Below are 18,082 nucleotides of genomic sequence, written 5' to 3'. Positions count from 1 at the left end.
TGGCGCTCATGCATCAAGCGCCAGCAGCTATGGTTTTTGATAGCCTCAGCGGCTCATCATCTGCAGCGGCCACATGACGATCTGCGGGAACACCACCAGCAGGAACATCACGATGGTCTGCGCCACCATGAAGGGCACGACGCCGCGGATGGCGCCGCCCATCGGGATCTTGGCCACCCCGCAGACCACGTTGAGCACCGTGCCCACCGGCGGCGTGACCAGGCCGATGGCGTTGTTCATGATGAACAGCACGCCGAAGTACACCGGATCGATGCCGGCCTGCTTGAGCACCGGCATCAGCACCGGCGTCATGATGAGCACCGTGGGCGTGAAATCCAGCGCCGTGCCCACCAGCAGCACCAGCACCATCAGCGCAAAGGTCAGCAGCATCTTGTTGCCCATCAGCGGCTCGACCAGCTCGGCCAGCTGCTGCGGGATGTTGGCCGTGGTGATGAGCCAGGCCGACACGCCGGCCGCCGACACCAGGAACATGATGATGGCCGTGGTCTCGGCCGCGCGGTAGATCAGCCCGAACAGCTGCGACAGCTTGATCTCGCGGTACACCAAGAGGCCCACCAGCAGCGAATACACCGCCGCGATCACCGCCGCCTCGGTCGGCGTGAACCAGCCAAACTTCAGGCCGCCGACGATCACGATCGGCAGCACCATGGCCCACAGCGACGCGCGCGTGGCGGCGATGCGCTCGGGCATCGACCGTTTGGGCTCGGTGACGATGGGGTCGCGCCCTATGCACCAGCGCCAGGCCAGCAGGATGGCCAGGCCCATCAGCAGGCCGGGCACGATGCCGGCCATGAACAGCTTGGTGATGGACACGCCGCCGGTCACGCCGTACAGGATCATCGCGATGGACGGCGGGATCACCGGCGCGATGATGCCGCCGCAGGCGATCAGCCCGCACGAGCGGTTCACGTCGTAGCCGGCCTTGCGCATCAGCGGCACCAGCACGGCGGCCAGCGCGGCGGTGTCGGCCACGGCCGAGCCCGACAGCGAGGCCATGATGACCGCCGCGCCCACGGCCACGTAACCCAGGCCGCCGCGGATGTGGCCGATCCAGGCCATGGCCATGTGGATGATGCGCCGCGTCATGCCGCCAGCATTCATGAACTCGCCGGCCAGCATGAAGAAGGGCACGGCCAGCAGCGGGAAGCTGTTGGCGCCGTCCCACATGTTCTGCACCACGATCTGCGGATCGGTGAAGCCCATGTAGTACATCAGCGCCAGGCCGCAGCCGATCAGCGCGAAGGCCACGGGCATGCCCAGGGCCATCAGGCCGAGCAGCGAGGCGATGAAGATGAAGATGGTCATGCGCGGCCTCCTTGCGTCCCGGTCTGTGCCGAGGTCTGTTGCTGCAGTTCGTGCTCGGCTTCGCGGGCTTCTTCCATGCCCTCCTCCTGCACGTCGATCAGCTCGTCGTCGGGCACCAGGCCCAGCGCCAGCCGCACCAGGTTGGACAGGCAGATCAGACCGATGGCGCCGCCGGTGAGGTAGCTCACGCCATACACCCACAGCATGCTGAGCTGGGCCACCGGCGAAGCGTTGCCGGCGATGATGTCGTGCTGCATCCAGGTGCCATAGACGATGTAGATGCAGCACACCAGCATGATGGCCTGGCTGATGCCCCAGCACACGCGGCGCCCGGCCGTGGGCAGCAGCTGCACCACGATGTCCACGCCCAGGTGGGCGCGGCGGCGCATGCCGACGATGGCGCCCAGGAAGGTCATCCACACGAAGGCGAAGCGCGGCAGCTCCTCCGACAGGTCGATGCCCGTGTTGAAGAACAGCCGCAGCACCACGTTGCCGAAGACCATGACCAGCATGACGAGCATGCACAGCACCATGACGATTTCGAGCACCCGCGTGAGCCCGTCGGCGAGCATCTTGAGCACCTTGCCCATGGCAGCACCTTTCCCGGCGGCCCGGCCACTGCACCGCGCCACCGCCTTGTTTGCTTCGTTATGAATAGCTGCCCGCGCTTGCCCCGCAAGCGCTGCAGCCGCTTTTGATTACTGGGCCTTGCGCGCCTGCTCGATCTCGGCGAAGAAGCCCTTGACGAACTCGTCGCCGATCTGCGGCGCGAACTTGGCCAGCACCGGCTTGACCTTGTCCTGCATGCGCGCCAGCTCGGCCGGCGGCATGGTGTCGACGGTCACGCCGGCCTTGCGGAAGTTCTCGATGGCCTCGCTGTCGCCCTCGTCCAGCAGCTTGCGCTGCAGCAGGCCGGCCTCGGTGGCGGCCCGCTGCAGGCCGGCCTTGTCGGCGGCGGAGAGGCCATCCCAGAACTTCTTCGAGGCCACCAGCGCCGACGGCGTGTAGACGTGGTTGGTGACGGTGATGAACTTCTGCACTTCCTGCATCTTGTTCGCCCACATGTGCTGCAGCGGGTTCTCCTGGCCGTCCAGCGCCTTGATCTCCAGCGCCGGGAACACCTCGGCGAAGGCCATGGGCGTGGCGTTGGCGCCCAGGGTCTTCCAGGTGTCGAGCGCCACCGGGTTGGTCATCACGCGCACCTTGAGGCCGCCCACGTCCTCGGGCTTGGTGACGCGATGCTTGCTGTTCGACAGGTTGCGGAAACCCATGCCGGTCCAGGTCAGGCCCACCAGGCCGGCCGGCGCGATCTTCTCGAAGATCTTCTTCGACGAGGCGCCGTCGAGCACCGCGTAGACCTCGCGCGAGTTACGGAACATGAACGGCAGGTCCCAGACCTGCACCTCCTTCACCCGCGAGGACAGCGGCGCCAGCGTGCCCACGTACAGGTCCTGCGTGCCGGCCTGCACGGCCTGCAGCTGCTTCTCGTCGCTGCCCAGCATGGCGCTGTGGTAAGCCTGGATCTTGACGTTGCCCTTGGTGTAGGTGGACGCCAGCTCGGCGAACTTGTTCATCGCGATGGCCTGGGGATGGGTCTCGGGCATGGCGTGGCCGACGCGCGCCTTGACCTCGGCGAAGGCCGTGCCGGCGCACAGTGCCGAAGCCGCCAGCGCGGCCAGCAGGCCGCGGCGCAGGGTGAAGCGAGGGGTCATTGGTATGTCTCCGTCTGGTTATGGATGAAAAGTCAGGGGGTCTGCAGCGTGCCGTCGGCCAGGCGCGTCTGGGTCCAGGTGGTCACGCCGCTGTCGCAGGAGTACTTGGCGGCCTCGCGTTCGTCGATGTCCACGCCCAGGCCGGGCCTGTCGTTGGCGTAGACGAAGCCCTGGCGGAACTCGGGCAGGCCGGGGAAGACGGCGAGCAGCGCGTCGCGCGGGCCCTTGAGCTCCTGGATCACGAAGTTCGGCGGCTCGGTGCCCGACCATTCCTGCACGCCGAAGTTGCGCGCCGCCAGGTCGATGTGGATGTTGGCCGCATGCGCCAGCGGCGACATGTCGCCCGGGCCGTGCCACGCGGTGCGCACGCCGTACTGTTCGGCAAACAGCTGCAGCTTGCGTGCCGGCGTGATGCCGCCGATCTGGCTCAGGTGCACGCGGATGAAGTCGATCAGCTGCTCGGCAATGATTCCGCGCCACTCGAAGGGGTGGTTGAACAGCTCGCCCTGCGCCAGCGGCACCGAGGTCTTCTCGCGCAGCTGGCGCAGCCAGGCGCCCTCCTCCAGCGCGATCGCATCCTCGAGGAAGAACAGCTCGAACGGCTCCAGCTCCTGCGCGAAGCGGATGGCGTCCACGGGCTTGAGGCGCTCGTGCACGTCGTGGCACAGCTCCACGTCGAAGCCGATGCGGCTGCGGATGCCGTCGAACAGCTTCAGCGTCTCGCACATGTACCGGCGCGCATCGAGGTAGACGCCCGGGGGCGCGTTGCGCGGCGCGCCGGCGGGCGCGGGGCCGAAGCCGCCGCCGCCATAGCCGCCGCTCTGGCAGCGGATGTGGGTGATGCCTTGCTCGCGGTACTTCTGGATGTTGTCGCACAGCTCGGCCAGGTCGCGCCCGTCGGCATGGCGGTAGATGGGCACGCCCTCGCGCACCTTGCCACCGAAGAGCTGGTACAGCGGCATGCCAGCCTGCTTGCCCAGGATGTCCCACAGCGCCATGTCCACGCCCGAGATGGCGTTGTTCTCGATGGGGCCGTTGCGCCAGTAGGCGTTCTGGTGCATCAGCTGCCACAGCTCCTCGATCTGGCCGGCGTCGCGCCCGATCAAGAGCGGCCGCAGGTATTCCTCGATCAGGCACTTCACCGCCAGGTGGCGGTAGGCGAAGGTGGCGCAGCCCAGGCCGTATAGGCCGGGCTGGTTGGTCTCGACCTTGACGACGATGAGGTTGATGCCCTCGGGCGCCGTCAGGATGACCTTGACGTCGGTGATCAGCGTAGCCATGGCGATCTCAGAGCACGGCCAGCCAGCCGCCATCCACATAGATGATCTGGCCGTTGACGTAGTTGGAGGCGCTGGAGGCGAGGTAGATGGCCGTGCCGACCAGCTCGTCCGGGCGGCCCCAGCGCTGGGTCGGGTTGCTGGCCTTGACCCAGGCGTCGAAGGCGGCGTTGCTCACCAGCGCCTCGTTCATGTCGGTCAGGATGTAGCCCGGGCCGATGGAGTTGGCCTGGATGCCGTGCGCCGCCCACTCGGCCGCCATGGCCTTGGACAGCATCTTGATGCCGCCCTTAGCCACCGTGTAGGGCGCCACGGTGGCGCGCGCCGCCTCGCTGGTCAGCGAGCCGATGTTGATGACCTTGCCGCCGGTGCCGCGCTCGATCATGCGGCGCGCCGCCGTGCGGCCCACCACGAAGGCGGCCGTCAGGTTGGTGTCGATGACGCGGCGCCAGTCCTCGAGCGACACCTCCAGCAGCGGCTGGCGGTGCTGGATGCCGGCGTTGTTGACCACGATGTCGATGGCCAGGCCCTCGGCGTCGAAGCGGGCGAAGGCCGCCTCCACCGCCGCCTGGTCGGCCACATCGAACGCCGCACCCTGCGCCTTCAGGTCCAGGCCCTGCAATTCGGCCACCGCCGCATCGACGGCGGCCTGCTGGCGGCTGTTGACGATGACCGTGGCGCCCGATTCGGCCAGGCCGCGGGCCAGTGCCAGGCCGATGCCGCGCGTGGAGCCGGTGATGAGCGCGGTGCGGCCCGAAAGATCAAACAGGGGATGGGACATGGAGATGGTGGCGACGTGGATCAGAACGGCGCCATCATCTTTTAATTTGTATGATGATTAAATCAGAGCAAACCCTAGGGCCTGCTCGCCTAAAACTGAGAGATGCGTTGCCCCGCCGTGGGGATGGATGCGCGAAGCTTGGTATCCCCAATAGCCGCAGCTATTGGGGATACCAAGCGACAAAGCAGACACCCCACGGCGGGGCAACCCGAAGGGAAGGACGAATGCCGGGCGCATTGCGGCGTTGCAGCACCCAACCAATAGCTACGGCTATTGGCTGGGCACCGCGCCTTGCACTGCACCCCGGCATCCGTCCTTCGCACTCCCAGTTTGAGGTGAACAGGCCCTAGATCACCCCGGCGAACCCCAGCGCGCGATCGTGTCCGCCAGCAGCGCCCGCATCCACAGTTCGGCGTCCTCGGGGCTGCGCCGCTCGATGGCCGCCAGCACCTTGCCATGCATGGGCAGACCGTCGTTGTAGTTGCCCGCCTCCTGCGCGTTCACCGTGAGCAGCGACTCCAGCGCCGACGCAACGATACCGCCCAGAGAGATCAATAGCGGATTGCCCGTCGCATGCAGGATGGCCTGGTGAAAGGCCAGGTCGGCCACCACCCACTCGTCGATGCACGAGGCATCCGCCATCGCCTTGAACGCCTGCTGCAGCACCGCCAGCTGCGCCTCGCTGCACATGCGCGCCGCCAGCGACGCGGCCGCCGGCTCGAGAATGCCGCGCATCACCATCAGGTGCCGGCCCAGGTCGCGGTCCACGCCCTGGCTGCACAGCCAGCCCAGCACATCGGCGTCGAACAGGCTCCACTGCTCACGCGGCCGCACGCGGGTGCCGGTGCGCGGGCGCGCCTCCAGCATGCCCTTGGCACTGAGCGCCTTGATGGCCTCGCGTACCGCCGTGCGACTCACGCCGAAGCGCTCGCACAGCTCCTCCTCATTGGGCAGCGTGGCGCCCGGGCCGTAGGCGGGGCTGGCGATCAGCCGCCCCAGGCTGTCCATGACCTGGTGGTGCAGACTGCTGCCGGAAAGCGAAGAGAGGGACATGGCGGGGGATGGCGATTCTGGTTTATTCATCATACAAAACAATAGCCCTCCAAGGAGCTATCTAGGCCGCCAGATTACCGCCTCGCCAACCCGGGCGGCGCGGCAGGTGCTACAAACGGCCTTTTCCGTTTTCCAAATTCCGGCATCTCTATGGCTTCCACACCGATCGTCTACGGCATCCCCAACTGCACCACCGTCAAGAAGGCCCGCACCTGGCTGGACGGCCAGGAGCGCGCCTACGAGTTCCACGACTTCAAGAAGGCCGGCGTACCTGAGTCGCATCTGCCGCAGTGGATCGCGCAGGCAGGCTGGGAGAAGCTGGTCAACCGCCAGGGCACGACCTGGCGCAAGCTGCCGCCCGAGGCCCAGGCGGCCGTGACGGACGCCGCCAGCGCCAGCCGCCTGATGATGGAGCAGCCCAGCGTCATCAAGCGCCCCGTGGTCGAGTGGCCCGACGGCAGCGTGACCGTGGGTTTCGACGAGGCCGCCTGGACCGGGAAAATCTAGAAACACTGGCATTTACCGAGGTTTACCGGCGTTTTAAGCCCCGGCTAACCTGCACGCCTACACTATCCAGCTGTCTACTTGTATTGATTGGATGGAGGCACCCCATGCCACGACTTCTGATGTCCACCCTGGCCGCCACCGCGGCGCTGGCGGCCGCGCTGCCCGGCTGGGCACAGTCCTATGCGCCCGGCGGCGAGCAGCCCATGGGCCGCGTGGTCTCGGTGCGGCCTGATTACCAGCAGGTCAGCGTGCCTCAGCAGGTCTGCCAGGACCAGCAGGCCTATGCCGGCAGCACCAACTCGGGCCTGGGCGCGATCGCCGGCGCCGTGGTGGGCGGCGTGTTCGGCAACAGCATCGGCGGCGGCTTCGGCCGGGCCGCAGCAACGGCTGTCGGCGTGGTGGGCGGCGCCGCCGTCGGCAACCAGCTCGAAGGAGGCTACCCGCAGTACCAGACGGTGCGCCAGTGCGGCACCCAGTACGTGGCGCAAAACCAGCAGACCGGCTACACGGTCGAGTACGAGTACGCCAACCAGCGCTTCACCACGCACACGGCCCAGCACCCCGGCGACTGGATTCCGCTGACCATCCAGCCCGTGGGCAGCAGCGCCAACGTCGCACCGCCGCCGGCCGCCTACGACAACTACTACGCACCGCCTCCGCCGCCGCAATACATGGCGCCGCAGCCGGCCGTGGTCGTCGGCGCACCCGCGCCGGTGTACTACCCGGCGCCCGCGTATGCGGCACCTGTTTATGCGGCGCCGGTGATCCAGCCCGTGATCTCGCTGGGCATAGGCGGCGTCTGGGGCGGCGGGCACCGGCACTGGCGCTAGCCGCCGGGCAATAACCCCTGCTGCAGAGCACAGGCGACCCCCGGTCGCCTTTTTTGCGGGCCGCTCCCGCTAAAATCAACAGTTTCAACCTTTCGCAGCAGCCACCCATGACCACAGAGAGCATCCAGGGCGTCACCCTCACCGCCAAGGCCAATGTCTATTTCGACGGCAAGTGCGTCAGCCACAGCTTCACGCTGGCCGACGGCACCAAGAAGTCCGCCGGCGTGGTGCTGCCCGCGACGCTGACCTTCGGCACGGCCGCCGCCGAGATCATGGAATGCGTGGCCGGCTCCTGCGAATACAAGCTGGACGGCAGCGACGAATGGAAGACCTCGGCCCCCGGCGAGCGCTTCCAGATCCCCGCGAACTCCAAGTTCGACATCCGCGTGACCGACAGCTACCACTACATCTGCCACTACGCCTGATAGTTTGAGGCCATTTTGGCCTCCAGCGCTTATCCACCAAGCGCGAGCAGCTATCGTTTTTGAGAGAATCCCCATGGCAACCATCCTGCAATCCATCCCCGTCGGCCAGAAGGTCGGCATCGCCTTCTCGGGCGGCCTCGACACCAGCGCCGCACTGCGCTGGATGAAGAACAAGGGCGCCCTGCCCTACGCCTACACCGCCAACCTGGGCCAGCCCGACGAATCGGACTACGACGCCATCCCGCGCAAGGCCATGGAATACGGCGCCGAGCAGGCCCGCCTGATCGACTGCCGCACGCAGCTGGCCAACGAAGGCCTCGCCGCCATCCAGGCCGGCGCCTTCCACATCAGCACCGGCGGCATCACCTACTTCAACACCACGCCGCTGGGCCGCGCCGTGACCGGCACCATGCTGGTGGCCGCGATGAAGGAAGACGACGTCAACATCTGGGGCGACGGCTCGACCTTCAAGGGCAACGACATCGAGCGCTTCTACCGCTACGGCCTGCTGACCAACCCGTCGCTGAAGATCTACAAGCCCTGGCTGGACCAGCAGTTCATCGACGAGCTGGGCGGCCGCGCCGAGATGTCGGCCTTCATGACCAAGGAAGGCTTCGGCTACAAGATGTCGGCCGAGAAGGCCTACTCCACCGACTCCAACATGCTGGGCGCCACGCACGAGGCCAAGGACCTGGAGTTCCTGAACAGCGGCATCCGCATCGTCAACCCCATCATGGGCGTGGCGTTCTGGAAGCCCGAGGTCGAGGTCAAGGCCGAGGAAGTCTCGGTGACCTTCGAGGAAGGCCGCCCCGTCGCCCTGAACGGCAAGCGCATCGAAGACCCGGTGGAGCTGTTCCTCGAAGCCAACCGCATCGGCGGCCGCCACGGCCTGGGCATGAGCGACCAGATCGAGAACCGCATCATCGAGGCCAAGAGCCGCGGCATCTACGAAGCCCCCGGCATGGCGCTGCTGCACATCGCCTACGAGCGCCTGGTCACCGGCATCCACAACGAGGACACCATCGAGCAGTACCGCGTCAACGGCCTCAAGCTCGGCCGCCTGCTGTACCAGGGCCGCTGGTTCGACCCCCAGGCCATCATGCTGCGCGAAACCGCCCAGCGCTGGGTGGCCCGCGCCATCACCGGCACCGTGACGCTGGAGCTGCGCCGCGGCAACGACTACTCGCTGCTGAACACCGAGTCGCCCAACCTGACCTACGCGCCCGAGCGCCTGTCGATGGAAAAGGTCGAAGACGCGCCGTTCAGCCCGCTGGACCGCATCGGCCAGCTGACCATGCGCAACCTCGACATCTCCGACACGCGCGACAAGCTCGGCGTGTACTCGCGCGCCGGCCTGCTGTCGCTGGGCGGCGATGCCGCACTGGCCCAGCTGAACGACGGCAGCGCCAAGAAGTAAGGCTGCCCAGGTGGACCGGCATCGGGCGCTTCTCCTGCAAGCACCGCGTGCCCTCCCGCCCCCAGGCAACCGCCCGGCCTCTGGCCTGGCGGTTGCTTTTTTTTCGCCCGCCCAGGCATGATTGGCATACTAGTTGCGTGCCACACCAATTCCACCTTCACTGCATATAGGCCTCCCATGAACCTCGATCTGCGCAAACGCCACCTGCTTCGCCTGGCCGCCGCCTCGGCGCTCGGCGCCACCGGCCTGGCCGCCTGCGGCAAGAAGGATGCAGCGGCCCCGGCCGGCGCCACGCCCGCTCCGTCCACGGCCGCAGGCCCGTTGAAAGCCGCCTGGATCTATGTCGGCCCCGTCGGCAGCGCCGGCTGGAGCTATGCGCACGACCAGGGGCGCAAGGCCGTCCAGGCCGCCTTGGGCGACCAGGTGCTCACCAGCTTCATCGAAAGCGTGCCCGAGGGCGCCGACACCGAGCGCGTGCTGCGCGACCTTATCAGCCAGGGCAACACCCTCATCTTCGGCACCAGCTTCGGCTTCATGGAGGCCATGGTCAAGGTGGCGGCGGAATTCCCGCAGGTGAAGTTCGAGCACGCCACCGGCTACAAGACCGCCGAGAACCTGAACGTCTACGACTCGCGCTTCTACCAGGACACCTACCTGGCCGGCATCATCGCGGGCCACATGAGCCAGAGCGGCAAGCTGGGCTACGTGGGCTCGGTGCCCATCCCCGAGGTGCTGCGCAACATCAATGCCTTCACGCTGGGCGCGCAGAGCGTGAACCCGCAGATCAAGACCCAGGTGGTCTGGACCAACAGCTGGTACGACCCGCCGCGCGAGACCGAGGCCGCCGTCTCGCTGCTGGGCAGCGGCGCCGACGTGCTGCTGCAGAACACCGATTCGCCGGCCGTCATCCAGGCCGTGGACAAGGCCGGCAAGCTGGCCTTCGGCTGGGACTCGGACATGAGCGCGTTCGGCGGCAACGCCCACCTGGGCTCGTGCATCGCCGACTGGAGCCACTACTACCTGAAGGCGGTCAAGAGCGTGCTGGACGGCAGCTGGAAGGGCGGCCAGGTCACGCGCTGGGGCGTGCCCGAGGGGCAGAACGACCTCATCAAGCTGTCCGACAGAATCCCCGCCGAGGTGCGCGCCAAGGTCGAAGCCATCAAGGGCCGGATGAAGGACGGCAGCTTCGACGTCTTCACCGGCCCCGTGGTGGACACCGCCGGCAAGGAGCGCCTGCCTGCCGGCGCGCGCGCCGACGACGCCTGGATGGGCGCCATCGACTTCTTCGTCAAGGGCGTGGACGGCGCCGTGCCCACTTCAAAATAAATAGCTGCTGGCGCTTCATTGGCGCCATTTCAAGCCAATCAGACCTATAAAACCCACCATGCAACTCGAACGTACCCTGTGGCATCCCGTCGCCCTGAGCCACGCCGTGGGCGGCCAGCCCCTGGCCGCCACCCTGCTGGGCGAAGACCTCGTGCTGTGGCGCGACGGCGCCGGCCAGGCCCATGCCTGGATGGACCAATGCCCGCACCGCGGCGCCCGCCTGTCGCTGGGCCGCGTGCGCCAGGGCCAGCTCGAATGCGCCTACCACGGCTGGCGCTTCGAGGGCAGCGGCCAGTGCGCGCACATACCGGCGACGCCGGAGTTCCAGCCCGGCCCGCGCTACTGCGCCCGCAGCTACGCGGCGCAGGAGGCCTACGGCATGCTGTGGGTGCGGCTGCAGGAGCCCGAGGGCGCGCCGCAGCCGCTGCATGCGCTGCCACTTTTCGCAGCCGAATCCGAGCCGCGCCTGCGCAAGACCACCAGCGGCCCGTACTTCGTCAACACCAGCGCACCGCGCATCATCGAGAACTTCCTCGATATGGCGCATTTCGGCTACGTGCACGAGGACTGGCTCGGCAGCCGCGAGCACACGGCCATTCCGCCGTACGAGGTGGAGCGCACCGAGCGCGGCGTGCTGGCCACGGGCTGCCTGGCCTGGCAACCGCGCTCGTCCATCCACGCCGAGAGCGGCGCCCAGGTGGAGTACACCTACGAAGTCACCGCGCCCTACATGGCCGTGCTGACCAAGGTGCCCGAGGCCGGCACCACCGCCATCGAAGGCATGCGCGAGGCGATCGCCATGTTCGTCTGCCCCGTGACCGAGGAAACCAGCGTGGCCTGGACGCGCATGGCGATGAACGACTTCGAATCGCCGGATGCCCGGCTCATCGATTTCCAGGACACCATCTTCGGCCAGGACCGGCCGGTGCTCGAGTCGCAGCGCCCCAAGCGCCTGCCGCTGCAGCCCGGGGCCGAAATGGCCTGCGCGGCCGACCGCATGTCCATCGCCTACCGCCGCTACCTCACGGACAGCGGCATCCGCTTCGGCACGCTGGCCTAAGAACGTGTTCACGATCTCTACGGTGCCGCGTTGGGTCGCCATCGGGATGAGTGCGAGTCGATGTGGCTGGCAATGCACTCATGTGCATGCCAGCCGCAGCGCGAAGCAATCGCCCGATGGCGACCCAACCCGGAGGGCCAGTGCCTTTGCGGGCGGTCTGCGGCGTTGCGAATCCTCGCCATAGCAGAGCTATGGCTGCGGTGTCTCGCCTAGCATCCCATCCCGCAAAGGCGCTGGCGCGGCATCGTACAGATCGTGAACACGTTCTAAGTCAGCGCAGCGCCACCGCGGGCGCTGCGCTCTGGCGCATGGTGCGCACGATGGCCGCCAGCGCCACGCCATAGGCCGGCACGAACAGCAGCAGACTCACGGCCAGCTTGATCACGTAGTCGACCACCGCGATCTCCACCCAGTTCGCCGCCATGAAGGGATCGGCGCTGCGCCAGAAGGCGATGGCGAAGAAGGCCGCCGTGTCCAGCGCCTGGCCGAACACCGAGGCCGCAGCCGGCGCCAGCCACCAGGCGTGGCTTTTCTGGCGGATGCGGTCGAAGACCTGGATGTCCAGCAGCTGCCCCAGCACATAGGCCGCGAAGCTGGCCAGCGCGATGCGGAACACGAAGGCGTTGAAGTCGCCCAGCGAACCCAGGCCGTTGAAACGGCCCTCGTGGAACAGCACGCCGACCACGTACGAGGCCAGCAGCGCCGGCAGCATGGCGCGCGTGATGACGCGCCGCGCCGGCGTCTTGCCAATCAGCCGCACCGTCAAATCGGTGGCCAGGAAGATGAACGGGAAGCTGAACGCCCCCCAGGTGCTGTGGAAACCCAGCAGGTTGATGGGCAGCTGCACCAGGTAGTTGCTGGCGATGACGATGGCGATGTGGAACGCCACCAGCAGCGAAAGGTAGAACGGCACGCGCGACGGCTGCGCCTGGAGAGGCATCATGATGATCCTTTTTGGTGAATGGGGGCGAGGGAACCCATGGCCGCAGCTGCAAAGAACGCAGATATGCGGGATAACCCGTGATTATACGATTGCGGCCTTTCTGCGCCCCGGCTGTCACAGAATGCCCCGCTCGCCCGTCTTGGGGGTATGAACGCGACAATGCACTCCACCATGGACCCGCACACCACCGTCTTCCAGCAGCACCGCCCGCGCCTGGCCGGCGTGGCCTACCGCATGCTCGGCAGCCGCGCCGACGCCGACGACGTGCTGCAGGACGCCTGGCTGCGCTGGCAGGCCACGCCGCTCGAGCGCGTGCACACGGCCGAGGCCTGGCTGGTGACCACCGTGACGCGGCTGTGCGTGGACCGGCTGCGTGCCGCCCGCACCGAGCGCGAGGCCTACGACGGTCCCTGGCTGCCCGAGCCCTGGATCGCCCCCGAGCCGGCCCCGCCCGCCGACGCCCGCGCCGAGCTGGCCAGCGACCTGTCGGTGGCGCTACTGGTGGTGCTGGAGAGCCTGTCCCCCGACGAGCGCGCGGCCTTCCTGCTGCACGACGTGTTCGACAGCGACTACCCCGAGGTGGCCACCGTGCTGGGCAAGAGCGAGGCCGCCTGCCGCCAGCTCGTGCACCGCGCGCGCACTCAGGTGCGCCAGCGCAAGACCCGCTTCCACGCCACGCCCGAGGCCTCGCGCGCGCTGATCGAGCGCTTCGTGCAGGGCATGCGCACGCAGGACCATGGCGCGCTGCTGGCGCTGTTCGCCGAGGATGCGCAATGGACCGCCGACGGCGGCGGCAAGGTGAACGCGGCCAGCAAGGTGCTGCGCGGGCCGCGCGCCATCACGCGTCTGGCCGTGGCCGTGTGGCGGCTGTACATCCAGCAGCACCGCATCGAGCCGGTGCAGGTCAACGGCGGACCCGGGCTGCTGCTGCGCGATGCCGGCGGCGAGGTGCGCTCGGTGATGGCGTTTGAGACCGACGGCACGCACATTCTCGGCGTGTACTCGGTCCTCAACCCCGATAAGCTGCGCGGCCTGTAAGTAGTTTCCCTGCGATCGCCGGCATCCCGCCCATGGCCGGTGCCGCCAGGGCCGACAATGGCCGCCTGTTTTTGCGACATAAGGAGACACCGTGCGTAAAACACTGATGGCCCTGGCCGCAGCCGCGCTGGCAGGCCCCGCCCTGGCGGCGGACCTGCGGGTGGCCGTGGACCCCACCTACGAACCCTTTACCTACAAGACCGCCAACGGCGAGCTGACGGGCTTCGACGTGGACATCGCCAAGGCGGTGTGCGAGCAGCTCAAGCGCAAGTGCGTGTTCGTCGAGCAGGTGTGGGACAGCATGATCCCTGGCCTGCAGGCCAGGAAGTACGACGTGATCGTCAGCTCCATGTCGATGACCGACGAGCGCCGCCGCGTGGTGGACTTCAGCGACCGCTACTACAAGACGCCCAGCGCCATCGTGGTGAAGAAGACGGTCAAGTATGACGGCCCGGCCTCGCTCAAGGGCATGAAGATCGGCGTGCTCAAGGGCAGCACGCAGGAGAAGTGGGCCATGGGCGAACTCAAGCCCGCCGGCGCCGCCATCGTGGCCTACGAAGCGCAGGACCAGGTCTACCTGGACATCAAGTCCGGCCGGCTGGACGGCACCGTGGCCGACAAGGTCGAGGTGCATGGCGGCTTCCTGCGCAAGCCCGAGGGCAAGGACTACGGCTACGTCGGCCCCGACCAGTACGACACCAAGTACTACGGCGATGGCATAGGCATCGCCATGCGCAAGGGCCAGGGCGAGCTGAAGAAGCAGGTCAACGACGCGATCAAGGCCATCCGCGGCAACGGCACCTATGCCACGCTGGCCAAGAAATACTTCGACTTCGACCCCTACGGGAATTAAATTCCGCCGCCGCGGCCAGAAGCGGCGAAAATAGCGGGTTTACCGCCCCGGGGCGGCCGTGCCATGGCGCGGCTCCCCCGCCGGGCGCTCCAGCATCCAACACAAGGAATCACCATGCGCGCATCGCTGACGGCTGTGGCCGTTGCCACGTTGGCCACCCTCGCCGGCTCCGCCCTGGCCGCCGACCTGCGGGTGGGCACCAACCCGGCCTACGAGCCCTTCGAGTACAAGACCCCGTCGGGCGAGATCGTCGGCTTCGACATCGACATCGCCAACGCGCTGTGCGAGCAGCTCAAGCGCAAGTGCGTGTTCGTCGAATCCGAGTTCGACAGCGTGATCCCCGGCCTGCAGGCCAAGAAGTTCGACGTCATCATCAGCTCGATCTCGATCACCCCCGAGCGCCAGCGCGTGGTGGACTTCACCAAGCGCTACTACAAGACGCCCAGCGCCATCGTGGTGAAGAAGACCGTCAAGTACGACAACCCGGCCTCGCTCAAGGGCATGAAGATCGGCGTGCTCAAGGGCAGCACACAGGAAAAGTGGGCCCTGGGCGAACTCAAGCCCGCCGGCGTGAACGTGGTGGCCTACCAGTCGCAGGACCAGGTCTACCTCGACCTGCAGGCTGGCCGCCTCGACGGCACCGTGGCCGACAAGGTGGAAGTGAACGGCGGCTTCCTGCGCAAGCCCGAGGGCAAGGACTACGGCTACGTGGGCCGCGACCAGTACGACGAGAAGTACTACGGCGAAGGCATAGGCATCGCCATGCGCAAGGGCCAGAAGGAGCTCAAGCAGCAGCTCGACGAGGCGATCGACACGATCCGCAAGAACGGCACCTACGCCAAGATCGCCAAGAAGTACTTCGACTTCGACCCCTACGGCCAATAAGGCCATGAGGCGCCGCGCGGCCCCGGGCCGCGCGCAGCCAGGCTTGCATAGCTTATGAGCGGATACTATTACTCGATCCTGCACGGGGCACTGCTCACGGTCGCGGTGTCGCTGTCATCGCTGCTGGTGGCCACGCTGATCGGGCTCGCGGGCGCGGCGGCCAAGCTGTCGGGCCGGCGCCCGTTGGTCTGGCTGGCCACGTGCTACACCACGGTGGTGCGCGGCATTCCCGAGCTCTTGATGATGCTGCTGATCTTCTACGGCGGCGCCATCGGCCTGAACAACCTGCTCGAGCTCCTGGGCAGCGAGCAGGGCGTGGACCTGAACCCCTTCGTCGCCGGCGTGATGACCATCGGCTTCATCTACGGCGCCTACATGACCGAGACCTTCCGCGGCGCCATCCTCGCCATCCCCAAGGGCCAGATGGAAGCCGCCTGGGCCTTCGGCATGGGCCCGGCGCGCACCTTCGTGCGCATCACGCTGCCGCAGATGGTGCGCTACGCGCTGCCCAGCTTCACCAACAACTGGCTGGTGCTCATCAAGGCCACGGCCCTGGTCAGCCTGATCGGCCTGCATGACATGACCTACCTGGCCAAGCAGGCCAGCGCGGCGGCGCGCGAGCCGTTCGCGTTCTTCCTGTTCACCGCGGCGCTGTACCTGGTCTTCACCGCCGTGTCGCTGCAACTGCTCAAGCGCCTGTCCGCGCGCTACAGCCTCGGAACGGACAAGGTGCAGCTATGAACTGGAGCGTGATCTTCGAGCCCGACACGCTGGCCATGTACGCGCAGGGCCTGCTCGTGACGCTGGAGCTGACTCTCATCAGCCTGGCCGTGGGCGCCGTGCTGGCGCTCTTGATGGCGCTGGCGCTGGTCAGCCGCACCGCGGCCATCCGGCTGCCGGTGGCGGCCTTCACCTACTTCATGCGCGGCACGCCGCTCTTGATCCAGGTGTACCTGATCTACTACGGCTTCGCCCAGCTCGAATGGGTGCAGGCGCGCTGGGACGATGTCTGGCCCTGGACGCAGTTCAAGGAGCCCTTCTTCTGCGCGCTGCTGTCCTTCAGCCTGAACACCGCCGCCTACACCGCCGAGATGCTGGCCGGCGCGATCCGCGAGACCCACAAGGGTGAGGTCGAGGCCGCGCGCGCCATGGGCATGGGCCACTGGCAGCTGATGCGCCGCATCGTGCTGCCCAGCGCCATCCGCCGCATGCTGCCGGCCTACGGCAACGAGGTGGTGATGATGCTGCACAGCTCCAGCCTGGCGAGCACCGTGCCGTCGCTGCTGGACCTGACCGGCGCGGCCAGCCGCGTGTATTCCGATTTCTACCTGCCGTTCGAGGCCTACCTCTTCGCGGCGGCCATCTACCTGTGCATCACCTTCAGCCTGATCGGCGGCTGCCGCCTGCTGGAGCGCCGCTACCTGGGCTACCTGGCACCGCGCAAGGCATGACCATGACAAGCAACACCCCCTACAAACTCCAGGCGCTGGACATCCACAAGCGCTACGGCAGCAACGAAGTGCTCAAGGGCGTTTCGCTCAACGCCTGCGCCGGCGACGTGATCAGCATCATCGGCAGCTCGGGCTCGGGCAAGAGCACCTTCCTGCGCTGCATCAACCTGCTGGAGCAGCCGCAGCAGGGCCGCATCGTGGTCGCCGGCGAGGAGCTGCAGCTGCGCCCCGGCCGCGATGGCGCGCTGCAGGCGGCCGACCAGCGCCAGCTGCAGCGCCTGCGCTCGCGCCTGGCCATGGTGTTCCAGCACTTCAACCTGTGGGCCCACATGACGGTGCTGCAGAACATCATCGAGGTGCCGGTGCATGTGCTGGGCCTGCCCCGCAACGAAGCGGTGGCGCGCGCCCGCAAGTACCTGCAGCTGGTGGGCCTGGAGGGCCGCGAGGACACCTACCCCGGCCACATGAGCGGCGGCCAGCAGCAGCGCGTGGCGATCGCCCGCGCGCTGGCGGTGGAGCCGGAGGTGATGCTGTTCGACGAACCAACCAGCGCGCTCGACCCGGAGCTGGTCGGCGAGGTGCTGCGCGTGATGCAGGTGCTGGCGCAGCAGGGCCGCACCATGCTGGTGGTGACGCACGAGATGGGCTTCGCCCGCGAAGTGTCGAACCACGTGATCTTCCTGCACCAGGGGCTGATCGAGGAACAGGGGCATCCGCGAGAAGTGCTCACCAGTCCGAAGAGCGAGCGGCTGGCCAGGTTCCTGTCGGGCAATCTCAAGTAATCAAAAGCATAGCTGCTGGCGCTTGCTGCTTAAGGGTTTCAAATGGTTTTTCATTTGAAACCCTTGTATGACGAGCGCTGGCAGCTATTGTTTTTGTTTTAAGGACAGAGACCGGGACTCGCCCCGGCGGGCGACCTACTTTCTTGCCCGCGCAAGAAAGTAGGCAAAGAAAGCGCCCCTGCTGTCTGCGACCCCAACGCCTTGCGTTGGGGCAACCTGCGGCATGACGTTTGCGGGGTGCGCCGCAGAACTCTCTTCGCGCCAAAGGCGCTCCGTTCGGACAACCGCGGCGAGTCAGACCACGAAGCATGCGCGCTCCGACGCGCATGCCACCCCGCAAACGCCACGCCACAGGCGCATACAGAAGGGGGTTATTCGGGCCATCGCTGCGCTCGGCCTTGCACTTGGGGGCCGAG

At 67.1% G+C, this 18,082-nt stretch carries 19 protein-coding genes; 12 read left to right on the top strand and 7 right to left on the bottom strand.

What is annotated here, in order from left to right; genetic code table 11:
* Positions 1 to 45 precede the first annotated feature (45 nt).
* The 6 genes from ACYVKR_RS10790 to ACYVKR_RS10765 all read right to left on the bottom strand — a co-directional run bounded on the left by ACYVKR_RS10790 (position 46) and on the right by ACYVKR_RS10765 (position 6,149).
* Entirely contained in the window at positions 46 to 1,326 is a 1,281-nt protein-coding gene (locus ACYVKR_RS10790; protein ID WP_460480897.1) for a TRAP transporter large permease, read from the bottom strand.
* Positions 1,323 to 1,916 carry a TRAP transporter small permease gene (locus tag ACYVKR_RS10785; RefSeq protein ID WP_460480896.1) on the bottom strand — a complete coding sequence of 198 codons (594 nt, stop codon included), beginning with the start codon at positions 1,914 to 1,916 and terminating at the stop codon, positions 1,323 to 1,325. The genes ACYVKR_RS10790 and ACYVKR_RS10785 overlap by 4 nt, the downstream gene beginning before the upstream one ends.
* Positions 1,917 to 2,024: 108 nt before the next feature.
* Positions 2,025 to 3,038: a TRAP transporter substrate-binding protein gene (locus ACYVKR_RS10780; protein WP_460480895.1), complete on the bottom strand. Its 1,014-nt coding sequence runs from the start codon at positions 3,036 to 3,038 to the stop codon at positions 2,025 to 2,027.
* A gap of 32 nt (positions 3,039 to 3,070) precedes the next feature.
* A complete protein-coding gene (locus tag ACYVKR_RS10775) occupies positions 3,071 to 4,318 on the bottom strand; it encodes an enolase-like domain-containing protein (protein ID WP_460480894.1) in 1,248 nt (415 codons plus the stop codon).
* A gap of 7 nt (positions 4,319 to 4,325) precedes the next feature.
* Complete coding sequence (locus tag ACYVKR_RS10770) at positions 4,326 to 5,096, bottom strand: Rossmann-fold NAD(P)-binding domain-containing protein (protein ID WP_460480893.1); 771 nt, start codon at positions 5,094 to 5,096, stop codon at positions 4,326 to 4,328.
* Between the two features lie 351 nt (positions 5,097 to 5,447).
* Complete coding sequence (locus ACYVKR_RS10765; protein WP_460480892.1) at positions 5,448 to 6,149, bottom strand: FadR/GntR family transcriptional regulator; 702 nt, start codon at positions 6,147 to 6,149, stop codon at positions 5,448 to 5,450.
* Between the two features lie 150 nt (positions 6,150 to 6,299).
* Here ACYVKR_RS10765 and ACYVKR_RS10760 point away from each other — a divergent pair, with 150 nt between their 5' ends.
* The 6 genes from ACYVKR_RS10760 (at position 6,300) to ACYVKR_RS10735 (ending at position 11,714) form a co-directional block, all read left to right on the top strand.
* Complete coding sequence (locus ACYVKR_RS10760; protein ID WP_460480890.1) at positions 6,300 to 6,656, top strand: arsenate reductase; 357 nt, start codon at positions 6,300 to 6,302, stop codon at positions 6,654 to 6,656.
* Positions 6,657 to 6,760: 104 nt separating this feature from the next.
* Entirely contained in the window at positions 6,761 to 7,486 is a 726-nt protein-coding gene (locus ACYVKR_RS10755; RefSeq protein WP_460480889.1) for a glycine zipper 2TM domain-containing protein, read from the top strand.
* Between the two features lie 107 nt (positions 7,487 to 7,593).
* Positions 7,594 to 7,911: a pyrimidine/purine nucleoside phosphorylase gene (gene ppnP, locus ACYVKR_RS10750; RefSeq protein ID WP_460480888.1), complete on the top strand. Its 318-nt coding sequence runs from the start codon at positions 7,594 to 7,596 to the stop codon at positions 7,909 to 7,911.
* 73 nt (positions 7,912 to 7,984) lie between these two features.
* Complete coding sequence (gene argG / locus ACYVKR_RS10745) at positions 7,985 to 9,328, top strand: argininosuccinate synthase (protein ID WP_460480887.1); 1,344 nt, start codon at positions 7,985 to 7,987, stop codon at positions 9,326 to 9,328.
* 177 nt (positions 9,329 to 9,505) lie between these two features.
* Complete coding sequence (locus ACYVKR_RS10740) at positions 9,506 to 10,654, top strand: BMP family ABC transporter substrate-binding protein (protein WP_460480886.1); 1,149 nt, start codon at positions 9,506 to 9,508, stop codon at positions 10,652 to 10,654.
* Positions 10,655 to 10,712: 58 nt separating this feature from the next.
* Positions 10,713 to 11,714 carry an aromatic ring-hydroxylating dioxygenase subunit alpha gene (locus tag ACYVKR_RS10735; protein ID WP_460480885.1) on the top strand — a complete coding sequence of 334 codons (1,002 nt, stop codon included), beginning with the start codon at positions 10,713 to 10,715 and terminating at the stop codon, positions 11,712 to 11,714.
* A 271-nt stretch (positions 11,715 to 11,985) separates the two neighbouring features.
* On the opposite strand, the gene ACYVKR_RS10730 is transcribed toward ACYVKR_RS10735, so the two are convergent.
* A complete protein-coding gene (locus ACYVKR_RS10730; protein WP_460480884.1) occupies positions 11,986 to 12,657 on the bottom strand; it encodes a 7-cyano-7-deazaguanine/7-aminomethyl-7-deazaguanine transporter in 672 nt (223 codons plus the stop codon).
* 159 nt (positions 12,658 to 12,816) lie between these two features.
* Between ACYVKR_RS10730 and sigJ the strand changes: the two genes are divergently transcribed.
* From sigJ to ACYVKR_RS10700, 6 genes are all read left to right on the top strand, one after another.
* The gene (gene sigJ, locus ACYVKR_RS10725; protein WP_460480883.1) at positions 12,817 to 13,695 is read left to right on the top strand and encodes a sigma-70 family RNA polymerase sigma factor family protein; all 879 of its coding nucleotides are present in this window, start codon (positions 12,817 to 12,819) and stop codon (positions 13,693 to 13,695) included.
* A gap of 91 nt (positions 13,696 to 13,786) precedes the next feature.
* A complete protein-coding gene (locus ACYVKR_RS10720; protein ID WP_460480882.1) occupies positions 13,787 to 14,548 on the top strand; it encodes a type 2 periplasmic-binding domain-containing protein in 762 nt (253 codons plus the stop codon).
* A gap of 114 nt (positions 14,549 to 14,662) precedes the next feature.
* Complete coding sequence (locus tag ACYVKR_RS10715) at positions 14,663 to 15,433, top strand: type 2 periplasmic-binding domain-containing protein (protein WP_460480881.1); 771 nt, start codon at positions 14,663 to 14,665, stop codon at positions 15,431 to 15,433.
* A gap of 54 nt (positions 15,434 to 15,487) precedes the next feature.
* On the top strand, positions 15,488 to 16,174 hold the full coding sequence (locus tag ACYVKR_RS10710) for an ABC transporter permease (protein ID WP_460480880.1): 687 nt from the start codon (positions 15,488 to 15,490) through the stop codon (positions 16,172 to 16,174).
* On the top strand, positions 16,171 to 16,884 hold the full coding sequence (locus ACYVKR_RS10705) for an ABC transporter permease (protein WP_460480879.1): 714 nt from the start codon (positions 16,171 to 16,173) through the stop codon (positions 16,882 to 16,884). Before ACYVKR_RS10710 ends, ACYVKR_RS10705 begins: the two co-directional genes overlap by 4 nt.
* Positions 16,885 to 16,886: 2 nt before the next feature.
* Positions 16,887 to 17,666: an ABC transporter ATP-binding protein gene (locus tag ACYVKR_RS10700; protein ID WP_460480878.1), complete on the top strand. Its 780-nt coding sequence runs from the start codon at positions 16,887 to 16,889 to the stop codon at positions 17,664 to 17,666.
* Positions 17,667 to 18,082 lie beyond the last annotated feature (416 nt).

The organism is Comamonas humi (genome assembly GCF_054782535.1).
The sequence above is the reverse complement of the archived record's forward strand: the minus strand, read 5'-3'. Positions and strand labels throughout refer to the sequence as shown.